The sequence below is a fragment of the Pedobacter sp. 05L430 genome, assembly GCF_056397585.1.
Genome location: NZ_JBFTNT010000107.1, coordinates 1 through 12,529 on the forward strand (window position 1 = coordinate 1; position 12,529 = coordinate 12,529).

Annotated in this window: 12 protein-coding genes; 8 read left to right on the top strand and 4 right to left on the bottom strand. The window is 37.1% G+C overall.

Annotated elements, in window-relative coordinates; genetic code table 11:
• From AC1DG9_RS14920 to AC1DG9_RS14945, 6 genes are all read left to right on the top strand, one after another.
• The coding region (locus AC1DG9_RS14920) for a hypothetical protein (protein ID WP_477634814.1) at nucleotides 1-342 on the top strand (342 nt) is incomplete at its 5' end.
• A complete protein-coding gene (locus AC1DG9_RS14925) occupies nucleotides 339-809 on the top strand; it encodes a hypothetical protein (RefSeq protein ID WP_477611905.1) in 471 nt (156 codons plus the stop codon). The genes AC1DG9_RS14920 and AC1DG9_RS14925, both read left to right, overlap by 4 nt.
• Nucleotides 809-1,291, top strand: coding sequence for a hypothetical protein (locus tag AC1DG9_RS14930; protein WP_477611904.1), 483 nt, complete (start codon nucleotides 809-811; stop codon nucleotides 1,289-1,291). The genes AC1DG9_RS14925 and AC1DG9_RS14930 overlap by 1 nt, the downstream gene beginning before the upstream one ends.
• Nucleotides 1,291-1,695 (top strand): helix-turn-helix domain-containing protein, encoded by a 405-nt coding sequence (locus AC1DG9_RS14935; protein WP_477611903.1) that lies wholly within the window; start codon nucleotides 1,291-1,293, stop codon nucleotides 1,693-1,695. Before AC1DG9_RS14930 ends, AC1DG9_RS14935 begins: the two co-directional genes overlap by 1 nt.
• A gap of 393 nt (nucleotides 1,696-2,088) precedes the next feature.
• A complete protein-coding gene (locus tag AC1DG9_RS14940; protein WP_172659736.1) occupies nucleotides 2,089-3,000 on the top strand; it encodes an AraC family transcriptional regulator in 912 nt (303 codons plus the stop codon).
• Between the two features lie 116 nt (nucleotides 3,001-3,116).
• The gene (locus tag AC1DG9_RS14945) at nucleotides 3,117-3,848 is read left to right on the top strand and encodes an SDR family oxidoreductase (RefSeq protein ID WP_288878954.1); all 732 of its coding nucleotides are present in this window, start codon (nucleotides 3,117-3,119) and stop codon (nucleotides 3,846-3,848) included.
• 182 nt (nucleotides 3,849-4,030) lie between these two features.
• On the opposite strand, the gene AC1DG9_RS14950 is transcribed toward AC1DG9_RS14945, so the two are convergent.
• On the bottom strand, nucleotides 4,031-4,384 hold the full coding sequence (locus AC1DG9_RS14950; protein ID WP_288878952.1) for a winged helix-turn-helix transcriptional regulator: 354 nt from the start codon (nucleotides 4,382-4,384) through the stop codon (nucleotides 4,031-4,033).
• Nucleotides 4,385-4,512: 128 nt separating this feature from the next.
• Here AC1DG9_RS14950 and AC1DG9_RS14955 point away from each other — a divergent pair, with 128 nt between their 5' ends.
• Both AC1DG9_RS14955 and AC1DG9_RS14960 read left to right on the top strand, forming a co-directional pair.
• A complete protein-coding gene (locus AC1DG9_RS14955) occupies nucleotides 4,513-5,304 on the top strand; it encodes an SDR family oxidoreductase (RefSeq protein WP_172659733.1) in 792 nt (263 codons plus the stop codon).
• Between the two features lie 24 nt (nucleotides 5,305-5,328).
• Nucleotides 5,329-5,652, top strand: coding sequence for a nuclear transport factor 2 family protein (locus tag AC1DG9_RS14960; RefSeq protein WP_288878951.1), 324 nt, complete (start codon nucleotides 5,329-5,331; stop codon nucleotides 5,650-5,652).
• Between the two features lie 106 nt (nucleotides 5,653-5,758).
• Here the strand turns inward: AC1DG9_RS14960 and AC1DG9_RS14965 are convergent, their stop codons facing one another.
• The 3 genes from AC1DG9_RS14965 to AC1DG9_RS14975 all read right to left on the bottom strand — a co-directional run.
• A complete protein-coding gene (locus AC1DG9_RS14965; RefSeq protein ID WP_288878950.1) occupies nucleotides 5,759-9,541 on the bottom strand; it encodes a glycosyltransferase family 2 protein in 3,783 nt (1,260 codons plus the stop codon).
• The gene (locus tag AC1DG9_RS14970) at nucleotides 9,516-10,847 is read right to left on the bottom strand and encodes a glycoside hydrolase family 2 TIM barrel-domain containing protein (protein ID WP_172659730.1); all 1,332 of its coding nucleotides are present in this window, start codon (nucleotides 10,845-10,847) and stop codon (nucleotides 9,516-9,518) included. Before AC1DG9_RS14970 ends, AC1DG9_RS14965 begins: the two co-directional genes overlap by 26 nt.
• Nucleotides 10,848-10,902: 55 nt before the next feature.
• Nucleotides 10,903-12,529 (bottom strand): glycoside hydrolase family 26 protein (locus tag AC1DG9_RS14975; RefSeq protein ID WP_477634815.1); only part of this gene is annotated, 1,627 nt, incomplete at its 5' end.

Genomic DNA, 12,529 nt, shown 5'->3' on the forward strand with positions numbered 1-12,529 from the left:
GGAAAATACTTTGCGTTCGAAATAATTGGGGATAGTATGGAAAACTACGAAAGTAAAGAATCAGCAAAGAAATCAATAGCAGAAGGATCTATTGTTGTTGGCCGAGAAATACAACGGTCTCACTGGAAAAGTAGATTACATTATCATAATTGGGCCGCATTTGTAGTAATACATAAAGAATATGGTATAGTATGCAAAACTATATTGAATCAAGATGTAGAAGACGGTGTTATTCATTTAGGCTCTTTTAATTCAGATAAAACTAAACATAAAGACTTTGCGTGGAGCCTCGACGATATACAGGCAATATTTAATGTAGTAAGAATTATAAACGAACCATGAAAAAACTATTAACGCTAATATTAATTACAACATACAGCTTTGCCTTTGCTCAGAAAATTGACACGATACCATTTAAGGGCGCATATAAGATAATAATAGAAAATAATGATACAGCCGGACAAAATTTTAAAGCAGTTGGCCAAGGTTTGGTTGATCAAGATTTAGGAATAGGATCAAAAGACTCGGAGTTTGGTCAAATAATAAGCGCTCCGTTTAAAACTAAAGACATATATTATATTGGCAAAGGGCATTCAGTAATAATCGCAAAAATTAAAGACAAGCTGATCACGTTATACTCTCAATATAACCCGAACGAAACCACTAAGATAGTTTCGTTTAGTGAGAGCCAAAGCACCTATTCGCCAGTAAAATACACCAAGGGAATTTCCAGGGAGCAAATTATTTTTGAGGTTATGAATAAGTTTGCAAAATCATTACCTCATACAAAACTAACTTACTCAGAGTAATGTCAACCAAAGCTGAATTACATAATCAAGTACAGGCAGCTAAGCGAGATAAACTTTCTCGTGTAATATCAGCGGCTATGCATATAATACATGAAAGTCACTTGTCCGGTTCTAATCTATGGCCTGAGCATGGTTTTCAAATTGGCTACCACGGTTCAGAATTTCTACATGACATCGCTTATCTCAACGCTAAATACTGGAATTACCCACCTAAAGAGGAAGAAGATAAACTATTAATAATTAATATGCAGTCCCTGGACGCGAAACGACTTAAAAGTCAAGGCGCTGCTATAGATATGATTATGGAAGAGGCAACTTATGACGATGTCCTTTTTAATATATTGATATATAAAAATGATGCATTAAATGATAGGTATTTTTTAGGAGGGTATCTAATCCCTAATTCGCATTCACTTCAACTAAGATTCAAATTCACAATAAACCCGATAGACTCATCACCTATCCCACAAAATATAAGATAATGAARGTAGCAATGGCTGTAGATAAGGCCCAATCAAAGAAACTTACTGAATTCAGAAGCAAACACATCGCAGATAGTCAAATGGCAGCAGCAAAGTTACTTGGTATATCTCAAGGTACACTTTCAAGAATGGAGGCCGGAATCATCCCAGTTAACAATACTGTTGTTAATAAGATGGTCAAAGATTTTGGATTGAGTAAAGAATGGTGGTTCCATTCATCCGGCAACATGAAAGCTGATAAGAAGTCGAACAATATGCATGATATAGCTGCCTTTCGAGAAGAAGTTGCTGCACTGCAAACTGAAGTGTTAATGCTAAACAGTACAGTGTCTCATTTCATAAAAATAATAGAAAAACAAGGAAAGGATATTGAGGACCTAAAGAACAAATTACACCATAAATAGTCTACTTCATTTACACCAAAAAACAACCACTCCACATAACCATTTGACTAACAAATACTTAACAACAACCTAATTACTCCCTTCGGGTCCACGGAATAACCTCTAATTTATTGATTAACAAATAGTTAAACAGAAATTAGAGGTTTTTTCTTTTTCAAAAAAAATAATAGATCATTTGATATCAAGCAGTTAAAGTGTTCGATTATCTAAACTACTTCCTTCCATAAAACCGTAATTAGCTAATTATTAACAGTAAACTACTTTGAAAAGTCCTTTCCTTCTTTACCACTACATCGACCAAAAATCAAAGGGATGTTTATTCAAATAACTGGCTGAAACGATGTATTTAAATTAGGCGCTAATCTTTGAACTGAATTTTACTTATTTTTGCTTATGAAAATATCTGATGCTACATCTTCTATTGACCCGGCAAATAGTACTGCTTTATCAGACACAATCCAAAATAGTCCAAATACTTTTCATATACTGGACCTGAGCATAACCGGGAATCCGATTTTTTCATTGGAATATAGCAGGAAGAAATTTTACACCGCCACTTTATTACAAGGGAACTATCGGCTTGAATTTGAAGATAAGAACATTGATGTTTCGGGCAACTCTTTACTATTCACCACCACAAAAATTCCTTTTGGGATACATTCGGCCGGTTTAGGGTACTCCGGCATCAGTTGCGTGTTTAAAGAGGAGTTTATTACTAAAGTTAACAGTGGTTATCGTCTACTTGAATTTCCGATCTATAAACCAGGCAGGCAGAACATCTATTCCCTTACAGAGGAACAGACGAAACACTTTATTGAGGTCTACAATAAAATGTTTGATGAATCACAAACCGATAGCCCTTTTAAAGAGAATCTGCTACGCACCTATTTACTTGAAATTATTTTTAATGCACAAAAACTCGCTCCGTTTAGCTCCTTCGTAAAAACAAATAATACCACCGAGGTTATCGCCTGTTCCTTTATAAGATTGTTAGAATCGCAGTTTCCCATAGAATCCCCTCAGGATACGATCAAATTTAAAACTGCAAAGGATTTCGCAGACAGTCTATCACTCCATCCCAATTATTTGAACCGCCAGGTAAAATTGTCCAAAGGAAGAACCGTAAGTGAGATCATCGCAGCAAGACTTGTTCAAGAGGCTAAGATCTTATTAAAATTAACCAACTGGAACATTGCGGAGATTTCTTCTGCACTCGGTTTCGAAGAGCCGTCACATTTCAATTTATTCTTTAAAAAGCATGCCCGCAGTTCTCCCACAGGATACAGAAAATTACATAAGGAATAGCTGCTCCTCGAAGTTTGCGCAAGAAAGTTTGATTTTAGTAAGGATCGGTTTTATTTACGCTAACATTGGCCATGTCATCCTCTCTACATTTGCATTGAAATTAAACAACTTGCAAAATGAAAAAGTTAGCATTAGTAACCGGAGCCAATAAAGGAATAGGTTTTGAAACAGCGAAACAACTAGCAGCTCATAATATTAAAGTTTTATTAGGGGCAAGAAATGAAATCGAAGGCAAAAAAGCGGAAGCGGCCTTAAGGGAAGCATCTTTAGATGTTATCTTTGTTAAACTTGACATCAGTAATCCGGCTGATATTGATAACGTTAGAAAATATATTGAAAGCGAATATGGTGTCTTGGACATTCTAATCAACAATGCAGCCGTATTTTTAGACGGCGTGTGGTTCGGAAATAACACGGAAACTGTACCCGTACAAACCCTGCGGGATACTTTTGATATTAATTATTTCGGTACCGTAGAGCTGACTCAGGCATTATTGCCCGCAATAAAAAAAAGCAAAGCGGGGCGTATTGTAAACATCAGCAGTTTGTCCGGTTCCTTTGGTGTTCATTTGGATAAAGAACATTGGTTATACGCTTTAAAACCTTATGCTTATAGTGCGTCAAAAACGGCCTTGAACCAGTTCACAGTTTTTCTGGCTAATGCCCTTGACGCTTCCAAGATTAAAGTAAATGCAGTTAGTCCAGGTTGGGTGCAAACATCCATCGGTTCAGATCAGGCACCCTTAACTCCGGAAGAAGGTGCTAAGTCTGGCGTTGCCATGGCATTAATTGATGAGAATGGTCCAACAGGAACTTTTTCACAATCAGACGAATTTTTACCCTGGTAAATAGAAGGTAAGGTAAAACAGAATTGCATAATCACCCGGGACCAAGACCAAGGGGAACTATAAAAGCTGGGATACTTTACCATCCAGATTTTCCTGTATAGCATCCGTGCGAATTATAAGGTGAGGTGTTTAAAGTTGATTCTTCAAAGAAGCGTTACTTGTACAGGTGAAATTAAGCAATATTAAACTTGTCTTAAAATCACATCACGCAAACGCTCTTCGTTTTCATCACCCCACTCCCCTAATGCTGCAATCACTGGGATTAATGTCCTACCAAATTCGGTAAGGCTGTATTCTACCTTTGGCGGTACAACAGGAAAAATTTTTCTAGTCACCAGTTCGTGCTCTTCTAACTCTTTCAACTGAATATTCAAGACCCTACGTGAAGCATCTGGGATTTTGCGTTGCAATTCGCTTGGGCGTTTATGACCCTCATTGATAAACCATAGCAAACGGATTTTCCATTTTCCGAAAAGTACTTCACCGATAAGATCAAGTCCACAATTCAAATTCGGTATTATCTTTCTTTGGTACATTTTATAAAGTTACACCTATGTTCCATTTTGTGCAATAGGGGAAAAATTTATCCCTATCCGAATCGTAATTCCGTAATTGTGTAAACTGTTTTTACTCCCCAATTTTGTCCCGTAAACAATTCTTAAATATGGAACAATTTAATTTCAACAATGAGTTATTGGGCAAGATTTCCCTGGTAACGGGAGGGACAAAAGGAGCCGGAAGGGCAATTGCAGAAAGGCTCTTGCAAGCCGGCGCAACGGTTATCATTACCGCAAGGAACGCACCCGAAAAAGAGAACAGCAACCTACATTTCATTCCTTCCGATTTAAGTAAGGCAGAAGGAGTCCGAAAAGTAACCAGCGAAGTGCTGTCGACTTATGGAAGACTAGATATTTTGGTGAACAACCTTGGTTCTTCGCAAACACCGGCCGGGGGCTTTGCCTCCTTAACCGATGAAGATTGGGAATCCACCCTACAGGCAAACTTGCTTGCGCCTGTTCGACTAGACAGGGGATTTTTACCGCAGATGATTGCACAAAAAAGTGGTGTTATTATCCACATTGCTTCAATCCAGGGCAAATTGCCTTTATATGACTCCACTTTACCTTATGCCGCTGCAAAAGCGGGACTGATCAACTATAGTAAAAGCCTATCAAATGAAGTAACGCCAAAAGGTGTACGCGTACTGACTGTTTCTCCAGGATGGATAAAAACCACTGCAGTAAAAGGTTTTTTGGAAAGGATCGCCCAAGGATCAAATATTTCCATTGAGGAGGCCCAGAAAAGCGTAATGGATGCCTTGGGTGGCATACCCTTCGGCAGACCTGCAGAGCCGGAGGAAGTAGCTGAACTGGTCGGTTTTATAGTTTCGCCAAGAGCTAGTTATCTGACAGGAACTGAATTTGTTATCGACGGAGGCACCTTACCAACAATTTAATCATCTTTAAAAATTAAAAAAAAAATGAACTTACCGAAAGTAATAACTAATCTAGTACAAGCGCAGAACAGTTTTGATAGCGTTGCTTATGCGAAATGTTTTTCAGAAACAGCACTAGTTTTTGATGAGGGCAGAACGCACAGTGGAAGAAAAGAAATAGAGCATTGGATAGCGGAGGCCAACGAGCGTTACGAAGCCACCATGAAGGCCGTTAGTTTCGAAGAGAAAGAAACTGAAAGTATTTTAAAAGCAGAAATTTCAGGAAATTTTCCAGGTAGCCCTATTTTAATGAGCTATCACCTGAAAATAGTCGATGAACTTATACAGTCATTGAAGATTATAGGATAAGTGGGAATGCCTAATTTTAGCCAAAAAAGTTCGATTGTCTCCCCCCTCAAGTCCACCGATTAAAACATAAAAGGCTACTGTAATGGTAGCCTTTTATGTTTTATCTCTAATTCAATGGAATATTAAGTTTAGTGCTTACGATCTTGACCTCACTATCATTCATTGCATAGAGATATAGTTTATAACTTGACGGATTCTCGGGAATGGTTAAGGTCATACTACTTCCCTCTCCCAGTTCTATCACATTAACAGGATTACCATAGGAATCAGTTTTCACAAGATTCCATTTAAACCTCAGGTTTGCCTCAGGCTTGGGTAAACTCCACTCGTTTGAATTAAAGACCAAAGCCCGGTATGTTACAGGCATATTCGCAAAAATGGTTACCGAAGGCAACAATACCTTTATCATTGGCATCTTTGAAGGTAATTTTGAACCGGTCCATTGATTTGACAGCTCATAAAATTCAAACTTATTCTTTCCGGAGTAATCTTTAAGACCATCAAATGTGACGAATTGATTAGTCATTTCATCTTGCCAGTTGGCTATAAACACACCTGCTTTAGTACTCTTGTTCTTTAAATAACCTGAAGTATTTACCCTGCTAAAGAAATACGGTTCTTTAAAATTCTTTATTTCAGTCATAGCAACAGAATCAGAGTACTTATCTGCAACCAAACCAAAATAGTCGATATCAGGAATCCTGCTATGAAGCATGGCGATATTCTTACCCAGATTATTGTTTGCATACAGATCTACGGTAACTGGTCTGCTCGGATCTATTTTCTTAATCTCCTTTACTAACTTATGCAACCATGAAATATATGCTTCCCGCGGGAAAAACAGATCTGGCATATAGTAATCATGTTCCAGTTTACGCAGAGGCGTATTTGCAATATTCCATAAAATGATGTCTTTTCTACCCTTTAATTCTGCTACAGTATTTAACACTTTATCCGCATAACTATCTAAAGCTTTTCTGTCGGCAATAAAGTCACTATTATCCGGCAGCCAATAACTGTAGGCTACTTTAAGTCCATTATCTTCAGCAACATTTAATACATTTCGGTCATATACACTTGGCCCAAAATACTTGATCGTATTGAAGCCTACTTTTTTCATTTCCAAAATATCAGCTACAATTTCTTTCTTCTTTAAAGCATGGTAATTGGTAGACCATATCTGACCTTTTGCATAATTAACCCCTCTTATCTCTGATAAAACCTGAGTGTTTTTTGTAGAACTTTCTGTGTTGTTTACAGCAGTTTCAATACCATTTGGATAATTTATCCAGCTTCGCTTTTTGTTGTATTTTTTTAATGCCAAACCTACTTTGGTAAAATCTTCAATTTTCCAATTCAGAGGCTTGCCAATAGCTGTGTCTATCGTGTTTCTATCTAAGCTACTATTGAAGAATACAGCTGCTTTAATTTCCGGGAATTTACGTCTAATGCTTTTAAACGCATTTTGAAACCACTGATCTTGCTTACCCTCAGCTGGCAACGATCCCATTTCCGCAAGCATAACAGGTAAATCAGTTTTGAATAAAGGATTTTTGTGGAATGGCTGATAAAGCTGTTCCATACTGTACCAACTATTGCTACCATTTCTAGTACCGTAATTTAAATTAGTAACACCTATCCAATCCACATATGGCCTTCCAGGAAAATATCCCGACACCGCATCAGACTTCCAGGGATTCCAAACCCATATCGCGTTATAGGCACCATTTTTATTAAAATAGTCGTGAACGTATTTCCAGCCATCTTTAAACTCTTCTGCACTATTCCCTCCTTTAGCAGACCACGGATATTGTGGATTGTCTGCCTCGTGGGCAAACCGAATAAAAACAGGGCGTTTAAGCGATTTTATTTGCTTAGAAAAAGCATTTAAATAATCATCGTAATCACCCTTTAGGATACGTGAGAACACCTTTTCTTCTCTCTGCCCTTCCTCAAAACTTTTTACTTTATCAAATAAACTTTGCCATGGTTCCCAACTAATCATCGGTATAGCGTTTGATTTGTAAATTGAATCTATCAGTGAGTTGGGCAGCATAGATTCAGCATGATCTCCCCATGGAATGTAAAGAGAAACTATACCAAAATGTAATTTACTCTGAATTTCGTATTGCTTAACAAGCTTTAAAGAAGTTAACCCGTTGCTTTTTTCGGGGGCAAATATCCCTGAAATAAATATGTCTTTATTATAATTATAAGGCAGTGGTTTTACCTCGTTGCCAGAGCGCGTATTTACAAAATAGATCGCCCCACAAACAATAAGTGTGGTAATCATTAATGCAGTACTCCTAACTCCACTATATATTTTTCTCCTGAGTTTCCAGAAGCGCGCTTTAAATTCCGAAACATAACTCATTGTTGAGTTTAGTACTGGTACTTTCCTCTTTAACTTCCTGAACTGGCTTTGTCTGCTTGCAACAATTGTAAACGACAATATAATGCAATTAAGTCCTGCAAACCCTGCCATAATCAAATTGTAAGGGTTCCAGTCTTTATATAATCCAAATATTATTGAAAAGAGAGAGATTGCTATTACTGCTATATTGGGAATATTTAAACTCCAGTTATTTTCATCCCTACCATCTTTCGGCGTTGGGTTATAAGGAACTTTTTTGCGTAAAATCGTGTAGAATAATCCAATAATAAATATCCACCATGTCCCTATCATTAACAACCCCCCAACTACATGGAATCCGCGCTCTTCTTCTTCCATTACCCATCGTTGTACAAAATGCCTTATCAGGATTATTGACATCACCAGCGGGAAGCTAATTGTTATGAAATTAAAGAAAACGATATTTATAGGACTGGTATTAAAAACCAAAGAAAATATTGGTATCAAAAAATTAATAAGAAAAATGACACCCGATAGGTAATGCATTGGTATAATACCATAATGCAGCTTTTGCTGCCAGGTAAAATTCTTGAATAACTGGGGATAGGAAGTAACCAATAGTTCAAAAACACCTCTCGACCACTTTAATTGCTGACTATAATATGCAGATAAAGTACTTGGCACCAAGCCCCTTGCCAATACCGCAGGAACGTAAACTGATTTCCAACCCTTTGCATGTAACTGCATCGCAGTGTGCATGTCTTCTGCCAATCCGGCCGCGTGCCCACCGATAGAATCCAATGCAGAACGTCGAAAAGTGCAGTTTGCTCCAATAGCAAGCACAGTTCCATATTTATTCATGGTCATCATTATCGGGCCATAGAATTGAAATGTCTGCTGTGCCGCTCCCTTGGCTATTAAACTCTGGTCATAATTTTTATAAGATTGTACAATTTGCACAAATCCAACCTCAGGATTATTAAAATGGCTTACTATTGGGTCCAGAAAATCCGGAAAAGGAACATGATCGGGATCCAATACCACGCAAAGTTCTGCTGATGACTGCCTTAATGCATTATTGATGTTCCCGGCCTTTGCATTGATTTTCTTTATTCTGGTAACATGAACTACACCGAGTTCCTCACATATTTTTCTTAGATAAGGATCATCGGCCTCATCGCATAAAAAGGTGTTATGGGGATATTTAATTGCTTTAATAGCGATTAATGTTTCATTAATCATTTCATAAGGCTCTCCGGCACAGAAAGTCGTAAATATATCAACGGTATATATCTTTTCCGCTTTAGGTGTATCCGGTACAGTTATATAAAAGTAATGTATCCATTCGTGCACTATTTTAAGGCACATGAAAATTAGTGTGGCCATCAACATCCAGTATAATGGAATACTTTCGGCATCAGTTAAAAACAGCTCCCTAAGAAACAAAGCCATGCAAAGCATGCCAATGACAATCATTAAGCGTAAAGTGAAAGTCTGTTTTCTCGTTGGATTAATTACTGGCTCTACTATCTTCATCTGTTTTTAATACGTAGAATGGTGTATTACATGTTGCCACATAACCTTTATCGTCATAAACTGTTGCAAATATTCTATACGGTCCCTCTTTAATTGGAGTATTAAAGATAACCTTCAAATCCTGAGTGTGCTCAATAAGCCCCTTAATAAGTAAAGGTTTTTTAGTGTTGTTTACATTGTTGATTTTATACCAATCTTCAGGATAAATTTCCCAAACAATTCTTTTAACATTGACATCACCGTTTAACATCAATACTTCTGCGGTATTTTTCTCATTTGGCTTTAGAAATATATCATCTTTTGCCCCTTTGCTGTTCAGGAGCATATAGTTTAATTTTGGTGCTGTGGTGGTCAATGGCTTGCCTTTCCAGATAGCTTCGGCAGCATCTACTACTTCCGTTTTGTTTCCTGCATCATCAAAAATACTAAACCAGGTATGTGTGGTTTCTTGTTTCTGTCCCCAGTAAAAAATAAATGAGCCCAGCAATCTTCCGTCATTTACAGGCATTTTCTCTTTATATCTGGAATAATATTGCTCAGCTTTTTTTGTACTTGTTTGCTCTATCTTAGCACCCCAGGCTGTTTCCGCAGTCCCGTCCCATGGGCCATCAATGCCCCATTCAGTTAACAGATAAGGTCCCTTCCAAAACCAGGAAAAGTCTTTTAACTCTTGACTTAAAGATTCTATTCTGCCAAAAATATTGAATGATATAATATCTACATTGGTTCGCATCTTAAGATTAAAGATCGTTTTACGCTGAAAGTTTATCATAGTAGTTGTAACCGGATGATCTGGATCATCACTATGGATCATATCAACGATATCATTAAATGCCCCGTAAAATTTATTATAAGAGGGCTTATGTGGAAAAACAAGCTCATTACCTACACACCACATTAGTACAGAAGGATTGTCTTTCACCCTGTTAACTAACTTTTTTATCGCTTTAAATTGGCTGGCGACCTTTGCATCGTCATTATAAAAGTACATGTGTTTGCTTTCAGGTATTGGTAAGCCAATGATGACAGCAATGTTTGCCTCGTTTGCCTTTTTCAGTATAGAGTCGATGTGGGTGGTATCCCATGTCTTGATGGTATTTCCCCCAAGTTCAGACAATAGGTCTAAATGTTCAGAACCGGCGGCGCCTTTAATAGCAAAGGGTTTCCCGTTTCTAAATAATTTAAAATCACCGTCCTTCTGCTCAATAAAAACTTTACCAGATCGTTTTGACCGGCTGTCTGAGCAAGCATACAGCGTACTTAAAAAGAGAAAAAAAAATAAATATTTTCTTAAAGTTAAGAGCATCCCAAGTTTATAATACGCTAAATATAACAAATCCCTGCAAACACTTAAAACTTAATTATTTTAAAGTAAAACTTTGTTTCAGTTCTGAACTGAATTTCTTTAATKAGTTTTTACTTATGCTCCAATCAGGAGCTTTTATATGGCCCCAGGCTTTCGGATTGTCGTATAAATTAAAGTAACATGCACCAAAAATCTGCTTGTCGTTTTGAATGGTTTTCGCAGCATCTATTAACCATCTATCCTGATATTTCTCCGACCCCTTTACACCGAACTCAGTTATAAATATTGGTTTATTGAAGAACCTCATTCTATAGCTTTTACGTTGAAATATGTTGCTAAAAGCCTCCTGCATATTTTCATCAGTAATGTTTTTATCCGGTAAACCATATATAGCAATACTGATATAATCAACCACATCGTTGCCAGGGTACCAATCTGCCGAGCCTCTGTCTCCAGCTGGTCCCCAAACTCTTTGAATATTTTTAGGTTTCTCTTTTAAGAAATTCATAAAATACCTGAATGAATTTATGTATACCACGGGATCCTGGCTCTGCCAGGTATAACGATGAATAGGAATTTCCATTTCATGTGCCCAGCGCAGGTATACGGTTTGTTTAACATTGGCAATTACGCTGTAAAGTTTAGAAATCTCTTTATCATATTTTCCGTTTAACGTACTTTGCAGTACATTTGGATCAGGAAGATTACTGGTACTTTTCCAAGGTTCCATCGTTAAAATAACATCATGCTTTCTCGTAATAATCTCATTAAATTTCTTTAGAAATTCCCCTCGTTGTATTTCACCCCAATCAACAAATATATGCTCTACACCTATTTCCGGCTCATCTATTAGTTTCTTCATAGGGTCAAATACACCCAAGACTAAATTCTTTCTGATTTGATTGTTAACAAATGGCTCCTTAAAGTTTTCACTCGAATAAATGGTGTTTTTATATAAGTTTCTTTCTACTTCAATCTTTTTAAGAATGGAATCTGTTTTTTGAACATTCCCCATCCCATCTGCAGACAATATAAATACGGGTTTATCCATAAATCGGAGTCTATGAAGCTTAAATCTTAATTTATCTAAATCAGTTAAATTCGAAGGATATATGTTTGATAATTTTTCTCCACCACTGCCTAGTACAATGCTAATTAAATCAACATTATTCTTTCCTGGCCAGAATTCTGAATCACCTGGATATCCTGTAGGAGCCCAAACAATTTTAACCTTAGGGGCAAGTTTTTTTAAATGAACCGAAAAGTAGTTAAATGCATCTATATAAGTTGATGGGGATTGATACTGCCAGGGATATTGTTTTACAGGCACTTCCATTTCCGGGTTCCACCGTACAAAAACAGATCCTTTACTCAGGTTCGCTACATTCGCTAATGCTTTGATCTCTTTATCATAGCTGCCTTTCAGAACCTCATCAAGAACAGAAATACTTTCAGCATTAAAACTTGGCCAGGTCTCAATAGTAATCAGAACGTTCTTATTTTCTACTATTGCATTTTGCAAAGCTTTCCTATTAGAACTTAATGCAAAAGATTTCCATTTAATCGATACGTGTTTAATATTGTTTATCACATCAGACGGAACATCTTTCTTTTCATCATATACACCAACTAATTTCTCATACGACCTATCTCTAAATTCATTAACAACCATTGTTTTGAGC